A 23,107-nucleotide genomic window follows, 5' to 3' on the forward strand; every position below is an offset into this window, starting at 1 on the left:
TCTGGATAAGGGAGGCTGGCCTAACGGCTGACCACCGCACCTCCGCGACCGCCAGAGCGAGCCCCCGGTGAAACTGGCGCCGGCCGGGACGGCGAAGTCGTCGCGCGGACCTGGCCGTTCGTGCTGGTGGGGGCTGTTGCTGGTCGCCGTGACGGCGCGAGGTCTGGACGCGCTGGCTCTCGGCGACGACGTGGCGCGGGGGCTCGGCCACCGGGTCGGGCTGCTGCGGGCCGTCGGCGCGCTCGCCGCGACCGTCCTGACCGGGGTCGCCGTCGCGGTGGCCGGTCCGATCGCCTTCACCGGCCTGGCCGTTCCGCACATCGCGCGGGCGCTGGTGGGTGCCGACCACCGGTGGGTGCTCGCCCTGGCCGCGCTGCTGGGTCCCGTGGTGATCCTGGTGTCCGACGTGCTCGGCCGGGTCGTCTTCGCGCCCTCGGAAGTGCCGGTGGCCGTGATGACCGCGTTGCTCGGCGTGCCGTTCCTGGTCGCGCTGGTACGGAGGCAGGCGACGGTGCCGGCATGACCCAGCCCCTGGAGCGAACCGTCCCGGCCCCCCGGCGTCTTCGCCCGGCCGGCTACACCGTCGTCCGCGTACGGGACGGCAGTTTCCTGCTGCACCGCCGGGCCCGTGCCGTGGCCGTGCTCCTGGCCGCCGTGCTCGCGGTGACGGTCGTGGTCTCCCTGTGCGTCGGCGAGTCGTACGTCGTACACCCTTCTGCCGTACGTGTCGGTCGTGGGCGGGCTGTCGGCCGCCGCGCTGGTCTACGTGTTCGCCTGGCGGGGCGGGCTGCATGCCACGCGTTTCGTCCTCGTCGGGATCGGGTGTCTCGATCGCGCTCGGTTCGCTGACCCGGCTGTTCCTCACCAAGGGCGACTATCTGGTGGCCCAGCAGGCCAAGGTGTGGCTGACGGGCTCGCTCAACGGCCGGGGTTACGACCAGGCCGCGCCGCTCGCGCTGGTCCTCGCGGTCCTGGTCCCGGCGCTGCTGTGGGCGGCCCACGCGCAGCGCATGGTGTCCCTGGACGACAGCACGGCGACCGCGCTGGGGGTGCGGCTGGGTGCGGTACGGCTGGGTCTCACCGCGACCCGGCCGGACCGACGCCCGGTCAACGACGAAGGCGTGTGCGGGCGATCAGCCAGCTCCTCAGCCGGGTCTCCTCAGCCGGAGCGCCGGGCCAGGTCCTCCAGGGCCGCGACGGCCCGGTCGGCGTGCTCGTGCGGCACGAAGAGGTGGTCGTGGTGGTATCCGGCCACGACGTTGCAGCTCAGGCCGGCGTCGGCGAGTTCCCGTGCGAACGCCGCGGTCAGGCCGACCGCGTGGAGCGCGGATTCGACGCGCAGGGTGATCCAGCCGGCGACATAGTCGTACGCGAGTCCGGCCGCGTCCGCCTCCTCCTGTCGCACCACCAGGGTCAGGCCCTCCGGTTCGGCGACCGTGACGGCCGGGGTGGTGCCGGAGGGCACGTCCCCCTTGACCGTGGTGAACACATAGCGGCCCGGGTTCAGCTGCGGACGCATTCCGCTCAGCAGTTTGCTCAGGTCACTCTCACCGGCCATGGGCCACACATTACGGCGGAGGGAACCCGCGGGCGCGTGGCGGCGTTCTCCTCTGGTGACGGGGTGCGTCGGCCGGCCCGCCGACGACAGGAACGAGGATGACACGATGAGTGACAAGGCCCGCAAGCTGTTCGAGGCGCTCGACCTCGACGAGAACGGGACCCTGACCCGCGCGGAGGTGATCATCGCGCTGCGGACGAAGGGGCCGTCTCTGGCCGCCTCGGGAGACCTGCCGTTCTGGGGCCTGGGCGACGAGGACGCCTCCTCCGCGCTGTTCGACGCCGCCGACCAGAACGGCGACGAGGTGCTGACCCTGGAGGAGTTCACGGCGGTGGTGGACCGCCGTTTCGGCTGGCGGTGACCGGCCTGACGCCTGCCGGGTAGGCCGTCTGCGGCCACATCCTTCCCTCCCCTTCAGCCTTTTGACGACCCCTCATGACGCCGTCGAGCGCGATCTGATGTTGTGCACTTTCTTGACGGCAGTCACCAGAGAGCCTACCTTCACGGTGTCCTTCCCCCGCTCAAGGGAGACCGCGATGCCCCCGTCCCCCATCGCACCACCGTCACCGGCCGGCCCCGAAAGCACCCGGCAACTCCGCCGGGTCGCGCTCTCCGGGCTGCTCGGTACGGCCGTGGAGTTCTACGACTTCCTCGTCTACGGCACCGTCGCCGCCCTCGTCTTCGGCGAACTGTTCTTCCCCGGCGCCGACCCGGCCGTCGGCACCATCGCCGCGTTCGGCACCTTCGCCGCCGGCTATGTCGCCCGCCCGCTCGGCGGCATCGTCTTCGGCCACTTCGGCGACCGGCTCGGCCGCAAGTCGATGCTGCTGCTCACCATGGGCCTGATGGGCGGCGCCAGCTTCCTGATCGGCCTGCTTCCCACGTACGACACGATCGGCGTCTGGGCTCCGGTCCTGCTGATCACCCTGCGCGTCGTCCAGGGCATCGCCATCGGCGGTGAGTGGGGCGGCGCCACCCTGATGGTCGTCGAGCACGCCGGGGAGCGGCGCCGCGGCCTGTGGTCTAGCTTCACGCAGATGGGAGCCCCGCTCGGCTCCCTGCTCTCCTCGCTCGTCGTCACCCTCGTGGTCGCCATGCCCCGGGACCAGTTCGCCGCCTGGGGCTGGCGGGTGCCGTTCCTGCTGAGCGTGGTGCTGCTCGGCGTCGGCCTCTTCGTCCGGCTCAAGGTCGTCGAGAGCCCGCTGTTCGCCGAGGTGAAGAAGGACCGCGGCGAGGCCCGGCTGCCCATCGTCGACGTGCTGCGCCGCCCCCGGCCGCTGCTGCTGGCCTGCTGTGTCGGCATCGGCGCCTTCACCGCCCAGTCCCTGCTGACCAGTTACCTCATCGCCTACGCCACCGGCATCGGATACGCCCGCCCGCAGGTGCTCACCGCGCTCACCGTCTCCGCCTGCGTCGCCCTGGTCGTCCTGCCCTGCGCGTCCGCGCTGTCCGACCGCGTCGGCCGCCGCCCGGTCGTCCTCGCCGGAGCCCTCACCTCGGCCGCGCTGGCCTTCCCCGTCCTCGCGCTGGTCGACTCCAGGTCACCCGGACTGCTGATCCTCGCCGTCGTCCTCGGCCACGGCATCGCCCAGTCCGCTATGTACGGCCCGCTCGGCGCCCTGCTCACCGAGATGTTCGGCACCCGGGTCCGCTACACCGGCGCCTCCCTCGGCTACCAGGGCGCCACTCTCATCGGCGCCGGCTTCTCCCCCATGATCGCCGGAAGCCTGGTGGCCGGCAGCGGCAACGGCACTCCCGTCGCCCTGCTGATCTGCGGCGGCTCCCTCATCACCGCGCTGACCGTCTGGTTCGTGCGCGAGACCAGCAACACCTCGCTCTCCGGCTCCGCGACCGAGCGCTCCGACTCCCCCCACACACAGGAGATCTCCGCATGACGACCGACTCCGCGACCCCGGCGGCGCACACGCGCCGGACCCGTACCCGCCGCCGTACCCGCACCGCCTGTGCGGCGGCCTTCCTCCTCGCCGTCACCGCGCTGCCCGCCTCGACCGCCGCCGCCGCGGACACGACCCATGTGGACGGCCGGCTCCCCTCGGGCGCCACGTACATGATGGACGTGCCGGCCCAGTGGAACGGCACCGTCCTGCTCTTCAGCCACGGCTACGCGTCCGGCCCGGCCAACCCCGCGCAGAACGCCCCGGACGACGCCACCAAGGCCCTGCTCCTGCGCGGCGGATACGCCCTCGTCGGCTCCTCCTACGCCACCACCGGCTGGGCGGTGACGGACGCGGTGCCCGATCAGCTCGCCACGCTGAGCGCCTTCACCGAACGCTTCGGGACGGCCTCCCGCACCATCGCCTGGGGACGGTCGTACGGCGGACTCGTCACCACCGCCATCGCCGAGCGCAGTCCGGACCGGATCGACGGGTCGCTCTCGCTGTGCGGCCTGGTCCACGGCGGCGTCGCCAACTGGAACAACACCCTCGACCCGGTCTTCGCCCTCAAGACGCTCCTCGCGCCCGGTTCCGACGTCCCGCTGGTGGACATCGCCGACCAGGCGGCCGCCGACGACGCGGCCGACGAGCTGACGTCGGTGGTCGACTCGGCGCAGACCACCGCCGAGGGGCGGGCGCGTATCGCCCTCGCCGCCGCCCTGCACAACATCCCCGTCTGGAACCAGCCCACGCAGACCCGGCCCGCCCCGAGCGACTGGGACGCCCAGCAGGCCAACCAGTACGAGGCCGTCAAGGGTCTGCTCCAGATCGCCGCCTTCAACCGGCGTCAGGAGTCAGAGGCCCGGGCGGGCGGCAACATGTCCTGGAACACCGGCGTCGACTACGCCCGTCTGCTGGGCATGTCCTCCGTCTACAAGGAGGTCACCGAGCTGTACAAGAAGGCCGGTCTCTCCCTGCGCGCCGACCTCGCCGCCCTCAACCGTGCCCCGCGCATCGGCGCCGACCCGGACGCCGTGGCCTGGATGAGCCGCACCAGCTCCTTCACGGGCGAGCTGACCAAGCCGCAGCTCTCCGTCCACACCGTCGGCGACGCCCTGGTCCCCGTGCAGACGGAGAGCGCCCTGAAGCGCGCCGTCACCGCCGCCGGGTCGGCGTCCCTGCTGCGGCAGGCGTACACGGACAACGCCGGGCACTGCACCTTCAGCCCCGCCGAACAGCTCGCGGCCCTGCACACCCTGGAGGACCGCCTCACCACCGGAAAGTGGACCGGCACCGATCCGGAGTCCCTCAACTCCCGTGCCACGAAGGCAGATCCGACGACACCCACGCGCTATGCCCCGTACCGCCCCACCCCGTACCTACGGCCGTACGACCTTGCCCACCCCGCCGACGGCCGGTGAAGCCGTGCGACCGCCCGCCGCGCCCTCGGTGGGCGGTCGTACGCTGTGCTCCGTGGAGGACGACGACATCCTGGACGGTCAGGGCAGCTCAGAGGGGCCGCAGCAGCGCCCGCAGTCCCTCATGCTGACCTTCTTCGGCAACCACGTCCTGGAGGAAGGCGACCTGTGCGTCTACTCGGGCAGCATCATCGACGTGCTCGGCCGGGTCGGGGTCGGTGAGCAGGCCGTGCGCTCGACCCTCACCCGGATGGTCAACCGCGGTCTGCTGCGGCGCCAGCGCGAGGGCCGCAAGATGTTCTTCGGCCTGACCCCGCAGGCGACCCGCGTCCTTCAGGACGGCCGCACCCGCATCTGGCGGCAGGGCGCGGTCAACGACGACTGGGACGGCTCCTGGACCCTGCTCGGCTTCTCCCTCCCCGACTCCTGGAAACGCCAGCGCCACGACCTGCGCTCCCGGCTCACCTGGTCCGGGTTCGGGGCGCTGTACAGCGGGCTGTGGATCGCGCCGGGGAAGGTCGACGTCGGCGCCGTCGTCGCGGAGCTGGGCCTGGCGGACCACGTCAAGATCTTCCACGCCCAGGCGGACGACGCCACCGACATCGCGCAGATGATCCACGGCACCTGGGACCTGGAGAGCATCGCCGCGCGTTACGTCACCTTCGACAAGCGATGGACGGCCCGGCTGGACGCGGGAGCGGGAGACGACCCGATCGGCACCCGGCTGCGGCTGGTCAGCGAATGGCTCTGGACCATCCGCACGGACCCGCGGCTCCCCGCCCGGCACCTTCCCCCCGACTGGCCGGCCCGCGCCGCCCAGGAGACGTTCCGCCGCGTCGCCCAGCACACCGAACGGCCCGCACGGCTGATGGCGCGGGATCTGCTGGAGACGACACAGTTGAGGTAGCAAGCGGCGCCGTCCGACGCGGAGGAGTGGCTCCATGCCCGACCCTGTGCTGCCCGTCCCCGTGCCGTCCGGCCGTGTGAACGGCCCCCGGATCGCCGTCGTCGGGGGCGGCATCGGCGGCCTGGCAGCCGCCGCCTTCCTGCACCGCGCCGGGCTCACCGCCACCGTCCACGAGCAGGCGCCCGCCCTCACCGAGGTCGGCGCCGGACTGGTCGCCGCCCCGAACGCCGTACGGCTGCTGCGACGGCTCGGCGTCATGGAGCGGTTTCTGCGGCGGGCCGTACCGCTGGACCGGGCGTGGGAGTTCCGCCGCTGGGCCGATGGGAGGGTGCTTTCGGTGGAGCGACTGAGCGGTGTGTGCGAGGAGTTGTACGGCGAGCGCACCTACACCGTGCACCGGGCCGATCTGCTGGACGCCGTCAGGTCGGCCGTGCCCGAGGGCTGGATCCGGCTCGGCGCCCGCTGCACGGCGGTCGCGCCGGGCCCGGACGGTGTGTCGCTGCGTTTCGCCGACGGCAGCGAGGCCGAGGCGGACGTCGTCGTCGGCGCCGACGGGGTGCACTCCGTCGTCCGCGGCGCGGTGACCGAACCCGCGCCGCCGGAGTACTCCGGGATGTGCGCCTTCCGCACCACCGTCCCCGCCCACGCCGCGCCCGCCTTCGCCCTTCGGCCCGCCCAGACCCTCTGGCTCGGACCCGGCCGGCACTTCGTGCACTACCCGATCGCGGGCGGGCAGGCCGTCAATGTCGTCGCCGTCGCCCCCGCCGGGGACTTCACCGATGAGTCCTGGAGCGCCACGGCCACGGTCGAGGAGTTCCACGCCGAGTTCGCGGGCTGGGATCCCCGGGTGACGGACCTCATCGCCGCCGGCGGGGTCCCCGGACGCTGGGCGCTGCTGGACCGGACGCCCCTGCGGCGCTGGAGCCGGGGCGGGGTGACACTGCTCGGGGACGCCGCGCACCCCATGTTCCCGTTCTTCGCGCAGGGCGCGGCCCAGTCCCTGGAGGACGCCGCGGTGCTGGCCCGCTGCCTGGCCGCGTGCCCGGGCGACCCGGCCGGTGCCCTGCGGCGGTACGAGTCGGCGCGCCTCGGACGCACCACCCGCCTCCAGCGGGTCAGTCACGCCCGGCGGGACGTCAACCACCTGCCCGACGGGCCCGAGCAGCGGGCCCGGGACACGGCACTGGCGGGGGCCGACCCCTTGGTGGCCAACGGCTGGATCTACGGATACGACGCCGAGGGCACGCCCGTTTCCTGATCCAGTGTCAGTTTCCTGATCCAGTGTCAGTTTCCTGAGCAAGTGTCACCCGGTGGGCGCAAGGAGCACGACGACGGCGCGCGAAACGCCGCCCGTGGTCCTTCTCGGCCCTCCCCCGACCAGCGAACATGCGATGTCATGGACATCTTGCTCGTCGCCAGCGCGTTCAACAGCCTGTCCCAGCGTCTGTACGCCGAACTGTCGGACGTGGGTCACCGGGTGGACGTCGTCCTCGCCTCGCACGGCCCCGAAGCGGTCCGGGACGCCGTACGCGAGGCGCGTCCGGAACTGGTCGTCGCCCCGATGCTGAAGACGGCGTTGCCGGAGGACGTGTGGCAGGAGCGCACCTGCCTGATCGTGCACCCCGGGCCACCCGGTGACCGCGGCCCGTCCTCCCTGGACTGGGCGATCAGCGAGGAGGCGCCGCAGTGGGGGGTGACGGTGCTTCAGGCCGAGGGGGCGATGGACGCGGGCGACGTGTGGGCGGACGGGTCCTTCCCGGTGGCCCCGGTCGGCAAGAGCGACCTGTACCGGAGCGAGGTCTCCGACGCCGCCACGGCCGCCGTCCTGCTGGCCGTGCGACGGTTCGCCGAGGGCTCGTTCAAGCCGAAGCCGCAGAGCGATCCGGCGATCCAGGTGGTGTGGCGCGACGTCGTCCGCCAGCCGAAGCGCCGGATCGACTGGGAGAACGACAGCACGGCCACGGTGCTGCGCAAGCTGCGCGGCGCCGACTCGCAGCCCGGCGTGCTGGACGAGGTCTGCGGCCGGGAGGTGTTCCTGCACGGCGGGCATCCGGAAGACGTGTTGCGCGGGGACCCGGGCGAGTTCCTCGCGACGCGGTCCGGAGCGGTGTGCCGGGCCACCCGGGACGGCGCCGTGTGGATCCCGGAGCTTCGCCCCCGTAAGAGCTCCGGCGACCCGGCCCCGTTCCGCCGGCCGGCCGCCGCCGTCCTCGCCGGGTTCCCGGCTCCGCCCGGCACCCGGGGCCTGCCGAGTTCGAGCGAGCGCCCGCACTGGCTGCCGGAGATCGCCGCCCCGCTCAGCCTGGCCCCGGGCCGCACCACCTGGACCGACATCCGCTACCGGCAGCACGGTGACGTCGGCTTCCTGACCTTCTCGTTCCCCGGTGGGGCGATGAGCACCAACCACTGCCGCAGGATGCTCGCCGCCTACCGGTACGCGCTCACCCGCCCCACCTCGGTGCTGGTGCTCGGCGGCGCCCGGGACTTCTTCTCCAACGGCATCCACCTCAACGTCATCGAGGCGTCGAGCGACCCGGCGGGTGAGTCCTGGTCCAATCTCAACGCCATGAACGACCTGGTCGAGGCGGTGCTGCGGACCACCGACCGGCTGGTGGTCGCGGCCCTCGGCGGCAACGCGGCGGCCGGCGGCGTCATGCTCGCCCTGGCCGCCGACGAGGTCTGGTGCCGCACGGGCGCCGTCCTCAACCCGCACTATCGGCGCATGGGCCTGTTCGGGTCGGAGTACTGGACCTACTCGCTGCCGCGCCGCGTGGGAGCCGAGACGGCCGAGCGGCTGACGACCGAGGCGCTGCCGCTGAGCGCCGCGACCGCCCAGCGGCTCGGGCTGGTGGACCGTCTGGTGCCGGTTCCGGCCCAGCAGTTCACCTCCGAGGTCGAGCGCCTGAGCGCCGACGTGGCCGCGGATCCGCACCTGACACGCCGTATCACCGCCAAGGCCACGGCACGGCACGCGGACGAGCTCCAGCGGCCGCTGGCCGAGTACCGACGGGACGAACTCACCCGGATGCGCGCCGTCTTCTTCGACCCGCGCGCCCCGTATCACGCCCTGCGCTCGGCCTTCGTCCGCAAGCAGCCGAGCGGTTCGTCGAACCCGCTGGCCACCGGGGGTGCGTGTTGAGTGCCCGGCTGCTGGTGGCCGGCGTCGGCAACATCTTCCTCGCGGACGACGCCTTCGGCCCCGAGGTGATCCGCGCCCTGGACCGCCGTCCGCTGCCGCCGGAGGTGCGGGTGCGGGACTTCGGCATCCGCGGGATGGACCTCGCGTACGAACTGCTCGACGGCTACGACACGGCCGTCCTGGTCGACGCGGCGGCGCGGGGCCACCGGCCCGGCACTCTGTCGCTGATCGAGCCGGAGCTCCCGGACGGCACCACGGGCGCCGCCCCGCCCGAGGCGCACGGCATGGACCCGGCGAAGGTGCTGGCCCTGGCCACGCACCTGGGCGACGAGCCGCTCCCGCGGGTGCTGGTCCTGGCCTGCGAGCCCGAGCTGCGGCCCCGCGGCGACGAGGACATCGCCCCGGGTGTCAGCGCGACCGTGCGGGACGCGGTCGAGCGGGCCGTCGCGGCCCTGCACACGATGGTGCCCGTGCTGCTCGCCGATCCGACGGCCACCCCTCTGTTGAGCCGCCCGGAGGAATCCACGAACCCGTCCGAGGAATCCCGGGGCGCTTCCACGGCCGGTCTCCCGCGTCTCGTGGCCGAGGGCGCCGAGGATCGATAGCGGTCCGACACCCCGATCCCCGCTGGGAGCAGCGCCGATGTGCGATTCCGTGGACGAGGTCACCCAGGCCGTCCTGGCCAAGAACGACGGTCTGGCCGCGGGCCTGCGGGACGAACTGTCCCGGCGCGGTGTGGTCGTGGTCAATCTGCTGTCCAGCCCGGGCAGCGGCAAGACGGAACTGCTCGGGCGCGTGCTGGCCCGTGCGGTGGAGCGGGGCGTCCCCGTCGCCGCGCTCACCGCCGACCTGGCCACCGAGAACGACGCCGACCGGCTCGCCCGCTCCGGAGCGCCCGTCAAGCAGCTCCTGACCGACGGGCTGTGCCATCTGGAGGCCCGGCAGCTCCGCCGCCATGTGGAGAGCTGGCTGCCCGGGGACACCTCGCTGCTGTTCGTGGAGAACGTCGGCAATCTCGTCTGTCCGGCGTCGTACGACCTCGGTGAGAGTCTGCGGATCGTGCTGATGGCGGTGACGGAGGGCGAGGACAAACCGCTGAAGTACCCCACGGCCTTCGGCTCCGCCCATCTGGTGGTGCTCACCAAGACCGACCTGGCCGGTCCGGCCTGCTTCGACGAGGCCGCCTTCGCCGCCCATGTGCGGCGGGTCAACCCCGGCGTGGAGATCCTCCACTCCTGCGCGCGGACCGGCGACGGTGTGGACACGCTCCTTCAGCGGGTGCTCGCCGTGCGGGACGGCGCCGCCGTCCACCGGCCGCCGCTGGCGCCCCGCCCCCACAGTCACAGTCACAGCCACACGCACGCGGGTTCGCACTCCCATGAGGGCGCCGGGTCCGGCCTCGCGGCCGGCCGCGTCTCGTGACGGCGCCCGCCGCACAAGCCGTACGCCGCCGCGTCCTCGTGCGCGGCACGGTGCAGGGCGTGGGATTCCGCCCGTACGTGCACCGGCTGGCCACCGACCTCGCGCTGGCGGGGTTCGTCAGCAACACGGCGAGCGGCGTGCTCATCGAGGTGGAGGGTCCGCCGGTCGGAGTCGCCGACTTCTGCGACCGGCTGGCCACCCAGCCCCCGCCGCTGGCCTCCGTCACCGGGGTCGGCTTCGAGGACCTGCCCGTCACCGGCGCCGACGCCGCCTTCGCCATCCGCTCCACCGACCGCTCCCCCGGCCGCACCCAGCTCCCGCCCGACACGGCGACGTGCGGCGACTGTCTGCGTGAGCTGGCCGACCCGACGGACCGCCGCCACCGGCACCCGTTCGTCACCTGCACCCACTGCGGGCCCCGCTTCACCATCGCCACGGGCATGCCGTACGACCGCGCGGTCACGACCATGGCCGGCTTCCCGATGTGTCCCGACTGCGCCCGGGAGTACGGCGATCCCGGGGACCGCCGTTTCCACGCCCAGCCCGTGGCCTGCCCGGACTGCGGTCCTCGGCTGCGACTGGTGCCCGCCGCCGGGAGCGGGGTGCGCCCCGCGCGGGACGCCGACGCCCTGGCGACGGCACGGGCCCTGCTGGCGGCCGGGCGGATCGTCGCCGTCAAGGGCCTCGGCGGCTACCACCTCGCCTGCGACGCCACCGACGCACGCGCCGTGGACACCCTGCGCGCCCGCAAGGCACGCGGCGGGAAACCGTTCGCCGTGATGTGCGCGAACCTCGACACCGTACGGCGGATCGCCGAGCCGTCCGCGTCCGAGGTGGCCGCCCTCACCGGCCCCCGGCGCCCCATCGTCCTGCTGCCCCGCCGCGCGGACCAGCGGATCCTCGCGCCCGGCGTCTGCCCCGGCAGCCCCCACCTGGGCGTGATGCTGCCGTACACGCCGCTACACGCCCTGCTGTTGGGTCTGCCCGGCGATCCACCGGGTCCCCGCGCACTGGTCATGACGAGCGGCAACCGCTCCGGGGAGCCGATCGTCACGGACGACGACGAGGCGTTGACCCGGCTGGCCGGGCTGGCCGACGCCTGGGTCGCGCACGACCGGCCCATCGCCTCGCCCTGCGACGACTCGCTGTTGCGTGTGCGCCCCGACGGCACCGAGCAGGTGCTGCGCCGGTCACGGGGGTATGTGCCCCGGCCGCTGCGATTGCCGGTCGCGGTGCGGCCCGCGCTCGCCGTGGGCGGGGACCTGAAGAACGCCCTGTGCCTGGGCGAGGGCGACCAGGCCTGGTTCGGCCCGCACATCGGCGACATGGGCGAGCTCACCACCCTGGAGACGGCCATGCGGGCGGAGTCACGGCTGCGGCGCCTGACCGGCGTCAGCCCCGAGCTGGTCGCCGCCGACCGGCACCCTGGGTACCACTCGGCCCGGTGGGCACGTCGGCGTACCGCCCAACTACCGGGCTCCGCCCCCGTGTTCGTCCAGCACCATCACGCGCACATCGCCTCGGCCATGGCCGAGCACGGCCTCGACGGCACCACACCCGTGATCGGTGTCGCCTTCGACGGCACGGGCTACGGCGACGACGGCACCGTGTGGGGCGGTGAGATCCTGCTCGCCGACTACACCGGCTACCGGCGTTTCGCCCACCTGGCCGCCGCCCCGCTGCCCGGCGGCGACGCGGGCGTGGCCAACCCGTGCCGTCTCGCGCTGGCCCGGCTGTGGGCGGCGGGCCTGCCCTGGGACCCGGACCTGCCCAGCGTGACCGCCTGCGCCGATGATGAACTCGCCCTGCTGCTACGGCAGTTGACCCGCGACCTGGCCTGCGTGGCGACCTCCAGCATGGGCCGTCTCTTCGACGCCGTGTCGTCCCTCGTCGGCGTGTGTCATCGCGCGGAGTACGAGGCGCAGGCGGCCCTGGAACTGGAGGCCGCCGCCGTCGCGGCCTGGGACGCCGACACCTCGGCGTACACCTTCGGCTTCGCCCCCGGCGTCTACGATCCGGCGCCCGTGCTCGCCGCGCTCATCGCCGACATGCGGCACGGCATCCCGGTCCCCGTGCTCGCCGCCCGCTTCCACCGGGGCGTGGCGCGGGCCGTCGCGGAGGGCTGTCGCCGGGCGCGCCGGGAGACCGGTCTGACCACCGTGGCGCTCAGCGGCGGGGTGTTCGCCAACGCGCTGCTGGAGGAGGAGTGCGCGCGGCTGCTGACCGAGGACGGTCTCGCGGTACTCCGGCATGGCGAAGTTCCGCCGAACGACGGCGGGTTGGCCCTAGGCCAGCTGGTGGTCGCGGCGCACGGACGACAGGAGGAGTGACCCATGTGCTTGGCAGTGCCCGGCAAGGTCGTGGCCATCGACGACACCGCGGATCCGCTCACCGGGCTGATCGACTTCGGCGGAGTGCAGAAGAAGGCGTGTCTGGAGTACGTGTCCGACGTGCGGGTCGGTGAGTACGTCATCGTGCACGTCGGCTTCGCGCTCCAGCGCCTGGACGAGGAGTCGGCTCTGGCCTCGCTGAAGCTCTTCGAGGAGCTGGGGCTGCTGGAGGAGGAGTTCGGCGACGCCTGGGAGCAGGCGGCGAAGGAGGCGGGAACCCCGTGAAGTACATCGACGAGTTCAACGACCCCGAGCTGGCCCGGCGGCTGCTGGACGAGATCCGGGCCATCGCCACCCGGCCCTGGGCGCTGATGGAGGTGTGCGGCGGCCAGACCCACTCGATCATCCGGCACGGCATCGACCAACTCCTGCCCGAACAGGTCGAGTTGATCCACGGTCCCGGCTGCCCGGTCTGTGTCACGCCGCTGGAGGTCATCGACAAGGCGCTGGAGATCGCCGCACGGCCGGGCGTGATCTTCTGCTCCTTCGGCGACATGCTCCGGGTGCCCGGCACCGACCGCGACCTGTTCCGGGTCAAGGGCGAGGGCGGGGACGTACGCGTCGTCTACTCGCCGCTGGACGCCCTGGAGCTGGCCCGCCGCAACCCGGACCGGGAGGTGGTGTTCTTCGCGATCGGCTTCGAGACCACGGCCCCCGCCAACGCGATGGCCGTGCACCAGGCGCGGCGCCTGGGCCTGTCCAACTTCAGCCTGCTGGTGTCGCACGTGCGGGTGCCCCCGGCCGTCGAGGCGATCATGACGGCGCCCGAGTGCCGGGTGCAGGGCTTCCTGGCCGCCGGGCACGTGTGCAGCGTGATGGGCATGGCCGAGTACCCCGGGCTCGCCGAGCGGTTCCGGGTGCCGATGGTGGTGACCGGCTTCGAGCCGCTGGACATCCTGGAGGGCATCCGCCGGGCGGTGCGCCAGTTGGAGCGCGGCGAGCACCGCGTGGAGAACGCCTACCCGCGCGCCGTGCGCGAGGAGGGCAATCCGGCCGCGGTGCGCATGATCGAGGAGGTGTTCGAGGTCACCGACCGCAACTGGCGCGGTATCGGACGGATCCCGCTGAGCGGCTGGCGGCTGACCGAGGCCTTCCGGGCGTACGACGCGGAGCACCGTTTCGACGTCACGGGCATCCGGACCGAGGAACCCGCCGAGTGCCGCAGCGGTGAGGTGCTCCAGGGCCTGATCAAGCCGACCGAGTGCGCCGCGTTCGGCACGACGTGCACTCCGCGCACCCCGCTCGGCGCCACGATGGTCTCCAGCGAGGGGGCGTGTGCCGCCTACTACCTCTACCGCCGGATGAACGCCCCGACGCCGCGCTCCGGCGGGGCCACGCAGGAGGAGGTGGCTCCCGTTGCCTGAGCGAGTAGCCGAGGTGGTCGACCCGGCCGACTGGACCTGCCCGGCCCCGCTGCGCGACCAGGGTGTGGTGGTGATGGGGCACGGCGGAGGCGGTGCGCTGTCGGCGGAGCTGATGGAGCAGGTCTTCGCCCCTGCCTACGGCAACGCCGTCCTCGCCGGGCTCGGCGACTCCGCCGTGCTCGAACTGGGCGGTGCGCGGCTGGCGTTCTCCACCGACTCCTACGTCGTCAGGCCGCTGTTCTTCCCGGGTGGGTGTCTGGGTGACCTCGCGGTCAACGGCACGGTCAACGACCTGGCGATGAGCGGTGCCAGGCCGGCGTATCTCTCCGCCGCCTTCGTGCTGGAGGAGGGGGTGGAGCTGACCGTGGTCTCGCGGATCGCGCGTGCGATGGGCGCGGCGGCCGAGGCGGCCGGGGTCGCCGTCGCCACGGGTGACACCAAGGTGGTGGAGTCCGGGCACGGTGACGGGGTGTACGTCACCACGGCGGGCATGGGGCTGGTGCCCGACGGGGTGGACATCCGGCCGCAGCGGGCGCGGCCCGGGGACGCGGTCATCGTCAGCGGGCCGATCGGGCTGCACGGGGTGGCGATCATGAGCGTGCGGGAGGGGCTGGAGTTCGGGGTGGAGGTGGCCAGCGACACCGCGCCGCTGGCGGATCTGGTGGCGGCCATGCTGGCGGTCACCCCGGACCTCCATGTGCTGCGCGACCCCACCCGGGGCGGTCTGGCGGCGTCCCTCAACGAGATCGCCCGCGCGTCCGGGACCGGGGTCCGGCTGCGGGAGCGGGCGATTCCGGTGCCGGACGCGGTGGCGAACGCCTGCGGTTTCCTGGGGCTCGACCCGCTCTACGTCGCCAACGAGGGCCGGCTGGTCGCCTTCGTCCCTCCGTCGGCGGCGGAGGAGGTCCTCGCGGCGATGCGCGCCCATCCGCAGGGCGCCGGGGCCACGCTGATCGGCGAGTGCGTCGCCGACCATCCCGGCATGGTCGTGGTCGCCACCGGGCTCGGCGGGACGCGGGTGGTGGATCTGCCGCTGGGCGAGCAGTTGCCGCGCATCTGCTGATCGGGGCCGGACGTGTGATCCGGTCCTGACGTGTGATCCGGCCCGGACGTGTGATCCGGTCCAACGAGCCGTGGGCCCCGCCGACGTGTTCGGCGGGGCCCACGCACATGACGCGCTGCGTGCTAGGCCGGGGCCGGTGACGGCTCGATCCCGGTGATCTCCAGTTCCCGGCCGCTGCGCAGGTCGGTGGAGGGGTGGTCGCAGCGCGGGCACCAGAAGAACGGGGGCGTGCCCACCGCGAACTCCTCGGCGCACGGGCCGCACCAGGCCTGCGCGGGGATCCGCTCGACCACGAGCCGGGCGCCGGCGAGGGCGGTGCCGTCGCGGGCCACCTCGAAGGCGAAGTCGAGGGCGTCGGGGACGACGCCCGCCAGTTCGCCGACCCGGACGGTCACCGCCGATACGGCTTCCGCCCCGTCGGCCCGGGCCAGCTCGCCGGCCCGCTCGATGATCGCGGTCGCGATCGACAACTCGTGCACGGCCGGCTCACGGGTAGCGGCGACCGGCGCGGAAACCGCCGGCCATCCGCCAGATCCGCGCCTCGCGCCGCAGGCTGGGCAACTCCCAGAGCAGCAGCGCCAGGACCAGGCCGCCCGCCAGGGCGGCCTCGGCCATCAGCACCCGCTGTCCGCTGGTCCCGGTGCGTCGACCCGTGGCGGCCGACCGTCGTGCTCGTTGGACCTTCATTCCGGCGACTCCCTGCTCTCTGTCATCCCGGCGGGATGTTCGGCATGGTCTCCGCGAGAACGTCATGCCGTTTCCAATGGATCCCGGTGGAGCGGCGCGCGTCGGCGGTGCCGTCCTCGTGGTGGCCCTTCTGGTCCTTGTACCGCCCGTGGTTGCCCTGGTGCATACCGGACACGTGCGCGGGCGTGTCGGGCTTCGCCTGCGCCCGGCCCACTCTGATGTTGCCCATGGGGTGATCTCCTTCCTCGCCTCCGACCTGCGGAGTACGTGCTCAGGACCGCTCGGTGAGGTCCTCGAAGAACCGCTCGACGGCCGGCCAGACCCGGCCGCCCCCGGACAGGCCGCGCCACTCCCGGCGGACGACGGCGATCATCCGGTAGCAGTCGTCGACCGGCACGATCCAGTGGTGGTCGAGGCCGTGGACGGTGTTCACCAACAAAGCCTCCACCTCGGGTTCCATGGTCGCGAGCGGTGGACACGTCCCGGCCAGCCGCCGCCAGGCCGCCGCGTCCACCTCCCATCGCATGGCCCCGGCCGGGCTCGGCCCCTCCGCGGTGACGGTGCCGTCCGCCCGGGGCACGAAGAAGACCAGGCCGACGGGTACGCCGAGCGCCGCCGTGTCGACCTCGGGCAGCCGGATCCGGCGCCGGGGTACGAGCCGGTAGTGGCCGTCGCCCGCCCCGGTCTCGGCGAACAGCACCGAGCAGGGGCCGCAGACGCAGCGCACCTCCTCGTGCCCGGTGTCGTACAGGTGGGCGTGCTCGTCGGGCACCGGCGCGGCGCACAGGTCGCAGGTCTCCGCCCCGGCCGTCGCCGTACGATCGGCCGAGGAGCGGATGAGGCGGGCCAGCGCTCCGTCGGTGGTCACCGTGCGCCCCGGTGGGTGAGCGTGGTCAGGGGTACGAACGCGGGGGCCGGCGCCGGGGCCGCGGCGGTCAGCGGTTCCACCGCCGTCAGTTCGGGCGCCGCGGCGAGCACCGCGGCACGGACCGCCTCGGTGACGTCCGTCGCCCCGGAACCGCACCCCGATCCGCACCCGCCGCCGCCCGACGTCAGCCGCACCCGGGCCACCTGCCCCTCCACTCCGGCCCACTCCACGTCGCCACCGCGTTCCCGTACGGCCGGACGCAGTCGCTCGACCGCGCGGGCCGCCCGGAGTTCGGCGGACTCGGGGTGGATGTCGTGCAGGACCAGCAGGTGGCCCAGCAGCTCGTCGCCGGCGAGCAGCTCGGCCAGCCGGCCGTCGGCGTGGTCCATGACGCGGGCCAGCGCCTCGCCGTAGACCTCGGTCAGCAGGCCGACGGCCTCGGTGGCGGAGCGCGTGGTGGGGCCGGGAGCGGACGCCAGGCCCTCCAGGAGGTCGTCGAGCCGGGCGAGCCGGGCCTCGACGTCCGGATCGGCCAGCCGTGTGGTGGCGGCCTCAGCCATGGTTCGCCCCGTACGTGGGCGAGTGCAGGGTGGTGAGCGTCTTGCCCTTGCCCACGTACATGTGGACGCCGCACGGCAGACAGGGGTCGAAGCTGCGGACCGTGCGCATGATGTCGACGCCCTTGAAGTCGTCCGGGCCGTTCTCCTCGAAGATGGGCTGGCCCTGGACGGCGTCCTCGTACGGGCCGGGGGTGCCGTACATGTCGCGGGGGCTGGCGTTCCACGGGGTGGGCGGGTACGGGTGGTAGTTGGCGATCTTCTTGTCCTTGATCACCAGGTGGTGGGAGAGGACGCCGCGCACCGCCTCGTGGAAGCCGCAGCCGATCGCCTCGTCGGGCACCTCGTAGTTCTCGAACACCTTGGTCTCGCCCGCGCGCACCATGCCCATGGCCTCTTCGAGGAACTGCAGGGCCATGGCGGCGGCGTAGGCGACGAAGTACGGCCGGGCGCGGTCGCGTTCGATGGTGTTGCTCCACTGCGGGATGCGCCACTCCAAGGTGGTCTCCGGCAGGGTCTCGCCCTTGGGCAGGGAGATGCGCACGCTGTGGCCGGTGGACTTGACGTACGGGGTGTCGACGATGCCGCTGAGCGCGGTCGACCACAGCCGGGCGAGCGGGCCGCCGCCGGTGTCGAGGGCGAGGTGCGAGTCGGTCCGCTTGTCGTACCAGCGCGGGCTCATCACCCAGCTGTACTTGTCGTCGAAGTCGCGCTTCTGCGGCACCGGGACGGTGGTCTGGTTCCAGGGGTGGCGCATGTCGACGGGGTTGCCGAGCGGGTCGTGCGTGACGAAGGGCGACTCGTTGACCCAGTCCTCGTAGTAGGAGCTGCCCAGCATGATGCGCAGGCCGAGGTTGATGTCGACGAGGTTGTTGGTGACCAGTTCGCCGTCGACGATGATGCCCGGGGTGACGTACATGTCCTTGCCCCAGGAGTTCATGTTCTCGTAGCGGTAGTCGACGGTCTGGGGGTTCTGGAAGGCGCCCCAGCAGCCCAGCAGGACGCGGCGGCGGCCGACCTCCTCGTAGCCGGGCAGCGCCTCGTAGAAGAAGTCGAAGACGTCGTCGTTCATGGCGACGGCCTTCTTCACGAAGTCGATGACCCGCATCAGACGGGCGAGGTAGTCGGTGAACGCGGTCGGCTGCGGCATCGTGCCGACGCCGCCCGGGTACAGCGTGGACGGGTGGACGTGCCGCCCCTCCATCAGGCAGAACATCTCGCGGGTGACCCGGCTGACCTTCAGGGCCTCCTTGTAGACCTCGCCCTCGAAGGGGTTGAAGGCCCGCATGATGTCGGCGATCGTGCGGTAGCCGTGGATCTCGCCCCGGGGCGACTCGGTGCGTTCGGCGCGGGCCAGCACACCGGGGTTGGTGGCCTTGACCATCGCCTCGCAGAAGTCCACGAAGACCAGGTTGTCCTGGAAGATCGTGTGGTCGAACATGTACTCGGCGGCCTCGCCGAGGTTGACGATGTGCTCGGCCAGCGGGGGCGGTTTGACGCCGTACGCCATCTGCTGGGCGTAGTCGGAGCAGGTGGTGTGGTTGTCGCCGCAGATGCCGCAGATCCGGGACGTGATGAAGCCCGCGTCGCGCGGGTCCTTGCCCTTCATGAACACCGAGTAGCCGCGGAAGAGCGACGAGGTGCTGTGGCATTCCACGACTTCCCGGTTGGCGAAGTCGATCTTCGTGTAGATGCCCAGGTTCCCGATGATCCGGGTGATCGGATCCCAGGACATGTCCACGAGCTGTGGCGGCTTGCGCTCGGTGGGCCGGGCCTCGGTGGTGGTCATCTGCGGTACTGCCCCTCGTGGTCGGTGGTGGGTGGGGTGACGGTCTTCGTCAGGGGCGCCAGCGCGGGTCGTAGCCGCTGGTCAGCTTGCGCTTGTTGTGGCGCCATCTGGGCTCGTGGTTGACGAGTTCGTTCGTCATGCCGCGCAGCCGGCGGATGACGGCGCCGTACGGCTTGATGGCCAGGGACGACAGGGTGCCGCCCGGGGGCTCGTCCATGAACGGCATGAACGCGTCGGGGAAGCCGGGCATCGTGCAGCCGATGCAGATGCCGCCGACGTTCGGGCAGCCGCCGATGCCGGCCATCCAGCCCCGCTTGGGCACGTTGCAGTTGACGACCGGCCCCCAACAGCCCGTCTTCACCAGGCACTTGGGCGAGTTGTAGTCCTTGGCGAAGCTGGCTTGCTCGTAGTACGAGCCGCGGTCGCAGCCCTCGTGGACCGTCTTCCCGAACAGCCACTGCGGGCGCAGCATGTGGTCCAGCGGGGGCGGCGGCGCGGAGCCGGCCGCGTGGTAGAGGACCCAGACGAGGGTCTCCATGAAGTTCTCGGGCTGGATCGGGCAGCCGGGCACGTTGACGACCGGCAGGTCGCCCGTGGAGCGGTAGTCCCAGCCGAGGTAGTCGGCGAGGCCCATGCAGCCGGTCGGGTTGCCGGACATGGCGTGGATGCCGCCGAAGGTGGCGCAGGTGCCGGCGGCGACCACCGCCCAGGCCTTGGGGGCCAGTTGGTCGATCCACCAGTTCAGGGTCTGCGGCTCGCCGGTCTCGGGGTCGTTGCCGAAGGACGTCCAGTAGCCGTCGCCCTCGATGATGTTCTGGTTGGGGATCGAGCCCTCGATGACGAGGATGAACGGGGCCAGCTCGCCGCGTACGGCCGCCCGGTAGGGGGCGAGGAAGTCCTCGCCGCCCAGGCTGGGCGAGAGCACCTTGTTGACCAGGTTCACCTTCGGCAGGCCGGGGATGAGTCCGAGCACCAGGTCCTCGATGGAGGGCTGGTCGGCGGCGGTGAGGGAGACGGTGTCGCCGTCGCAGCTCATGCCCTCGGAGATCCAGAGGATGGTGATCTCGTCGAAGCCTTCCCGTTCCTCGGCGCGAGCGGGTTCTTCGCTGACCTCGGCGGTGCTGCTGTGCGTTGTCATGTCATCGGCCTCCGCTGCATGGGTCGAGTGGCTCGAGCTCGTCGGGCCGGAAGTAGTGGAAACGGCCGTACCAGGAGTGCAGTTCGGCCGCTGGATCGTCGTCGAGGGTGACGGCGAGGTGCACGCTGCCGTCGACGTCGTGGAAGACGGCCGCCACCTCGGCGGTCCGCCCGGCCAGGAACATGTCCTGGGCGTCCGCGCCCCGTCCTCGCGGCCGGAGCCGTACACGGCTGCCGCCGCCGAGGGGTACGCCGTCGACGAGCACCGTGTCGGTGGACGGGGAGAGCCCGTCGTCGGCGCCCTCCTGCCACCAGGCCGGGCGTCCGACGGGAGCCGGCGTCGCCGGGGCGGTGACCGGCGTCAGGGAGCGGACGGCGCCGTGCAGCCGTTCGAAGACCTCCTGGGGCATGGTGTCGACCCGGTCGAGGATCGCGGCGGCGCGCGGATCGGTGGCCCGGGCCTCCTGCTTCTCCTCGTCGGTCAGCAGCATCGTGCGCAGCGTGAGGATCTCGTCGATCTCCGCCGCGTCGTGCAGGTCGCCGGGGCTCTCCGGGGCCACCTGGGGGTGGTCGGGGAGGATGATCGGGGCAGACAGCAGGATGCGTCCGGTCGTGTCCTCGGGTTCGCCGGGCTCCCCGGGCTCGGCAGGTTCGCCGCCGAGGACGGGGAAGGTGAACTCGTTGCGGCAGGCGGCCGCATGGGCCCGTAGCTCCGGGGGCGGGTCGGTCAGCGACACGAACCGCACGCCGTCGCCGCCGTCCCCGCCGTCCCCGCCGATGAGGGTGTGCGTGGCGATGAGCGCTCCGCGCAGCGCCTCGTCGCGTGTGGTGCGGGGATCCGGTGCCGGGCCGGTGTTCGTGGTGCGCACGCGGAGGCGGCAGAGGTCCGGCGCGAGCCGCTCGGCGACTACGGTGACGCTCGCGCGCACCTCCTCACGGCTGCGCACCACCCGTCCGGCGCCGGCCGGCAGGGGTTCGACGTCCGCACCGGCCGGCGCTCTCACCGCCACGGTGCGCTCGCCCTGCAGCAGGTCGTCCAGCGCGAACTCGGCGTCGAACTCGCGCGGTACCGCCTCGTCGAAGGTCAGATGCGTCGTGCCGTCGTCGGTCCGCAGCGACGCGACGGGGCGCGGGGCGCCGTCCGGGGCGGCTTCCTCCACCTGCTTGCGCTGCATCTGCAGACAGCGCACCCGCAGTCGTACGGTCGCCCCGGGCCGCCGCACCCGTACCAGGCACTCGGTGCGCTGGTACCAGGAGTCGGCGGAGCCGGACACGCCGGGGACGACGGGGCCGTCCGCCTCGACCCAGTCCCGGGGGAAGAGCACCCCGAACTGCCATCGGACGCGGTTCTTGGCCGAGGAGCGCCGGTAGGGATAGAGGAGGTAGCCCTCGTAGAGGACGGCGTCGGCGACGGCGCTCAGCTGCTCGAAGCCGCCCTCGGGGTCAGCGCATGCGGTGCCGCCCTCTGCCCGTACCACCGACATCGTGCCTCCTCGTCGCCCTGTGCACGCGCATCCCTTCCACCACGCTCACATCACTCACCCACGCTCGCCTCCTCCGGCGCAGCGTCACTGGGCCATTCGGGGAAGGGAGCGTGGATGCGAGTGGGTGTGGGTGGAGGTGCGGGCAGGAACCAGGAGCAGGCTCGGGCTCGGTCGACGAGGTCGTGGGCCTCAGTCCGACGGCACCGACTCCGGCAGGCCGAGCGCGGCGGACACATGGCGCCAGATGGAGGTGAGGGCCTTGTCGAGGGTGACCGTCGGGTCGCGCAGCATGAGGCGGATGCCGTAGCCGTCGCTGAGGGACAGGACGAGGGTGGCGAGGTCGTCCACGTCGGTCGGCGTGAACTCGCCGGACGCGATCCCGCGCCGTACGGCGTCCCCCACCCAGGCGTGCAGCTGCGCGTACAGGTCCACGGCGAAGACCCGGGTGGTCTCGTCGCGCAGCGCCCGCACCCACAGCTCCTGCCACAGCCGCCAGTCCTGGTGGAGCTCGGGGTCGGTCGGCAGCAGGTTGCGCACGATGCGGGCCAGGATGACCGCCGCCGGGGCCGTCTCCGCGTCGCGCTCGACGTCGACCGCCGTGTTGGCGAAGGAGTGGGTCATCGCCTCGGTGAACAGCTTCTCGCGCGTGTCGAAGTGGTAGTGCAGCAGCGCCGTCGACACCCCGGCCCGCTCGGCGACCATGCGCATGCGGATCTTCTCGAAGCCGATCTCGGCGATGACCTCGCACGCCGCGGCCAGGATGCGCTCACGTGTGTCTGCCGTGCGCACCTTGGTGGACATGCGGCTCCCCTCGCTGGACGGTCGTTCGCCGTGACCATTTTCCCTCACGGCCGCCTCGCCGGTACCGGTGTCTCGCGCCGCGGCTGTCCGTCGTACACGTGGAAGCCCCGCCCGGACTTCCGGCCCAGCAGTCCGGCCTCCACCATCCGGGACAGCAGCGGGGGCGGCGAGTACTGCGGCTCGCGGAACTCGGCGTACAGCGACTCGGCGATGGCCCGGGTGGTGTCCAGGCCGATCAGGTCGGTCAGGGCCAGCGGGCCGAGCGGGTGGGCGCAGCCGAGGACCATGCCGCGGTCGACGTCCTCGACACTCGCGCTGCCCGACTCCACCATGCGGACGGCGGCGAGCAGATAGGGCACGAGCAGCGCGTTGACGACGAACCCGGCCTTGTCGCGGGTGCGGACCACCTCCTTGCCGGCGTGATCCGCGAGACCGTCTACAGCGGTCCGACCACGACCTATCTGATCGAACTCGCCCCGGGCGTCACGCTGTCGGTGCTGGAGCAGAACACGGCCCGTGCGCGCATGGAGGACCGGTGGTGCGGCGGGGAGACGGTGGAGTTCGGGTGGCGGCCGGAGCACTGCCTGGTCCTGGCCTGAACACCCCCGACATCTCTGACGAAAGCGAA

23 protein-coding genes and 3 pseudogenes are annotated in these 23,107 nt (G+C 72.5%); 15 read left to right on the forward strand and 11 right to left on the reverse strand.

What is annotated here, in order from left to right; all coding sequences use genetic code 11:
• Positions 1-78 precede the first annotated feature (78 nt).
• Positions 79-523, forward strand: a pseudogene (locus AQJ67_RS07050) (FecCD family ABC transporter permease); the annotation flags it as partial.
• Positions 520-1,085: pseudogene (locus AQJ67_RS44815) on the forward strand (iron chelate uptake ABC transporter family permease subunit); the annotation flags it as partial. The pseudogenes AQJ67_RS07050 and AQJ67_RS44815, both read left to right, overlap by 4 nt.
• A 74-nt stretch (positions 1,086-1,159) precedes the next feature.
• Here AQJ67_RS44815 and AQJ67_RS07055 read toward each other — a convergent pair.
• Positions 1,160-1,558, reverse strand: coding sequence for an ACT domain-containing protein (locus tag AQJ67_RS07055; protein WP_062717176.1), 399 nt, complete (start codon positions 1,556-1,558; stop codon positions 1,160-1,162).
• Positions 1,559-1,664: 106 nt separating this feature from the next.
• Between AQJ67_RS07055 and AQJ67_RS07060 the strand changes: the two genes are divergently transcribed.
• The 12 genes from AQJ67_RS07060 (at position 1,665) to hypE (ending at position 15,156) form a co-directional block, all read left to right on the forward strand.
• Positions 1,665-1,919, forward strand: a complete 255-nt coding sequence (locus AQJ67_RS07060; protein ID WP_062717502.1) for an EF-hand domain-containing protein — start codon at positions 1,665-1,667, stop codon at positions 1,917-1,919.
• 175 nt (positions 1,920-2,094) lie between these two features.
• Positions 2,095-3,453, forward strand: a complete 1,359-nt coding sequence (locus AQJ67_RS07065) for an MFS transporter (RefSeq protein WP_062717177.1) — start codon at positions 2,095-2,097, stop codon at positions 3,451-3,453.
• Complete coding sequence (locus AQJ67_RS07070; RefSeq protein ID WP_062717178.1) at positions 3,450-4,874, forward strand: alpha/beta hydrolase family protein; 1,425 nt, start codon at positions 3,450-3,452, stop codon at positions 4,872-4,874. Before AQJ67_RS07065 ends, AQJ67_RS07070 begins: the two co-directional genes overlap by 4 nt.
• Before the next feature lie 52 nt (positions 4,875-4,926).
• Entirely contained in the window at positions 4,927-5,778 is an 852-nt protein-coding gene (locus tag AQJ67_RS07075; RefSeq protein WP_062717503.1) for a PaaX family transcriptional regulator, read from the forward strand.
• A gap of 34 nt (positions 5,779-5,812) precedes the next feature.
• Positions 5,813-7,036 (forward strand): FAD-dependent monooxygenase, encoded by a 1,224-nt coding sequence (locus AQJ67_RS07080; RefSeq protein ID WP_062717179.1) that lies wholly within the window; start codon positions 5,813-5,815, stop codon positions 7,034-7,036.
• 138 nt (positions 7,037-7,174) lie between these two features.
• On the forward strand, positions 7,175-8,917 hold the full coding sequence (locus AQJ67_RS07085) for an enoyl-CoA hydratase-related protein (RefSeq protein ID WP_062717180.1): 1,743 nt from the start codon (positions 7,175-7,177) through the stop codon (positions 8,915-8,917).
• A complete protein-coding gene (locus AQJ67_RS07090) occupies positions 8,914-9,522 on the forward strand; it encodes a hydrogenase maturation protease (protein ID WP_062717504.1) in 609 nt (202 codons plus the stop codon). Before AQJ67_RS07085 ends, AQJ67_RS07090 begins: the two co-directional genes overlap by 4 nt.
• Positions 9,523-9,559: 37 nt before the next feature.
• Positions 9,560-10,339, forward strand: coding sequence for a hydrogenase nickel incorporation protein HypB (gene hypB / locus AQJ67_RS07095; protein ID WP_062717181.1), 780 nt, complete (start codon positions 9,560-9,562; stop codon positions 10,337-10,339).
• Positions 10,336-12,669: a carbamoyltransferase HypF gene (gene hypF / locus AQJ67_RS07100; protein WP_062717182.1), complete on the forward strand. Its 2,334-nt coding sequence runs from the start codon at positions 10,336-10,338 to the stop codon at positions 12,667-12,669. The genes hypB and hypF overlap by 4 nt, the downstream gene beginning before the upstream one ends.
• Positions 12,670-12,672: 3 nt before the next feature.
• Positions 12,673-12,954: a HypC/HybG/HupF family hydrogenase formation chaperone gene (locus AQJ67_RS07105; RefSeq protein WP_062717183.1), complete on the forward strand. Its 282-nt coding sequence runs from the start codon at positions 12,673-12,675 to the stop codon at positions 12,952-12,954.
• Entirely contained in the window at positions 12,951-14,093 is a 1,143-nt protein-coding gene (gene hypD, locus AQJ67_RS07110) for a hydrogenase formation protein HypD (RefSeq protein ID WP_062717184.1), read from the forward strand. Before AQJ67_RS07105 ends, hypD begins: the two co-directional genes overlap by 4 nt.
• A complete protein-coding gene (gene hypE / locus AQJ67_RS07115) occupies positions 14,086-15,156 on the forward strand; it encodes a hydrogenase expression/formation protein HypE (RefSeq protein ID WP_062717185.1) in 1,071 nt (356 codons plus the stop codon). The genes hypD and hypE overlap by 8 nt, the downstream gene beginning before the upstream one ends.
• A gap of 122 nt (positions 15,157-15,278) precedes the next feature.
• Here the strand turns inward: hypE and hypA are convergent, their stop codons facing one another.
• The 10 genes and pseudogenes from hypA to AQJ67_RS07165 form a co-directional block, all read right to left on the reverse strand.
• A complete protein-coding gene (hypA, locus tag AQJ67_RS07120) occupies positions 15,279-15,635 on the reverse strand; it encodes a hydrogenase maturation nickel metallochaperone HypA (protein WP_062717186.1) in 357 nt (118 codons plus the stop codon).
• Positions 15,636-15,642: 7 nt separating this feature from the next.
• Positions 15,643-15,843, reverse strand: coding sequence for a hypothetical protein (locus AQJ67_RS07125; protein WP_062717187.1), 201 nt, complete (start codon positions 15,841-15,843; stop codon positions 15,643-15,645).
• A 22-nt stretch (positions 15,844-15,865) separates the two neighbouring features.
• Positions 15,866-16,072: a hypothetical protein gene (locus tag AQJ67_RS07130; protein WP_062717188.1), complete on the reverse strand. Its 207-nt coding sequence runs from the start codon at positions 16,070-16,072 to the stop codon at positions 15,866-15,868.
• Between the two features lie 42 nt (positions 16,073-16,114).
• The gene (locus AQJ67_RS07135; protein WP_062717189.1) at positions 16,115-16,711 is read right to left on the reverse strand and encodes a DUF5947 family protein; all 597 of its coding nucleotides are present in this window, start codon (positions 16,709-16,711) and stop codon (positions 16,115-16,117) included.
• Positions 16,708-17,271, reverse strand: coding sequence for a NifU family protein (locus AQJ67_RS07140; protein ID WP_062717190.1), 564 nt, complete (start codon positions 17,269-17,271; stop codon positions 16,708-16,710). Before AQJ67_RS07140 ends, AQJ67_RS07135 begins: the two co-directional genes overlap by 4 nt.
• Positions 17,264-19,057: a nickel-dependent hydrogenase large subunit gene (locus AQJ67_RS07145; RefSeq protein ID WP_062717191.1), complete on the reverse strand. Its 1,794-nt coding sequence runs from the start codon at positions 19,055-19,057 to the stop codon at positions 17,264-17,266. The genes AQJ67_RS07140 and AQJ67_RS07145 overlap by 8 nt, the downstream gene beginning before the upstream one ends.
• A 49-nt stretch (positions 19,058-19,106) precedes the next feature.
• Positions 19,107-20,195: an NADH-quinone oxidoreductase subunit B family protein gene (locus AQJ67_RS07150; protein WP_062717192.1), complete on the reverse strand. Its 1,089-nt coding sequence runs from the start codon at positions 20,193-20,195 to the stop codon at positions 19,107-19,109.
• Between the two features lies 1 nt (position 20,196).
• The gene (locus AQJ67_RS07155; RefSeq protein WP_062717193.1) at positions 20,197-21,678 is read right to left on the reverse strand and encodes a hypothetical protein; all 1,482 of its coding nucleotides are present in this window, start codon (positions 21,676-21,678) and stop codon (positions 20,197-20,199) included.
• A gap of 189 nt (positions 21,679-21,867) precedes the next feature.
• A complete protein-coding gene (locus tag AQJ67_RS07160) occupies positions 21,868-22,479 on the reverse strand; it encodes a TetR/AcrR family transcriptional regulator (protein ID WP_062717194.1) in 612 nt (203 codons plus the stop codon).
• Between the two features lie 44 nt (positions 22,480-22,523).
• Positions 22,524-22,895: pseudogene (locus AQJ67_RS07165) on the reverse strand (3-hydroxyacyl-CoA dehydrogenase family protein); the annotation flags it as partial.
• Positions 22,896-22,898: 3 nt separating this feature from the next.
• Here AQJ67_RS07165 and AQJ67_RS44820 point away from each other — a divergent pair.
• Positions 22,899-23,078: a TOBE domain-containing protein gene (locus AQJ67_RS44820; RefSeq protein WP_244190398.1), complete on the forward strand. Its 180-nt coding sequence runs from the start codon at positions 22,899-22,901 to the stop codon at positions 23,076-23,078.
• Positions 23,079-23,107: the final 29 nt, after the last annotated feature.

It is taken from the genome of Streptomyces caeruleatus (assembly GCF_001514235.1).
GTDB lineage: Bacteria > Actinomycetota > Actinomycetes > Streptomycetales > Streptomycetaceae > Streptomyces > Streptomyces caeruleatus.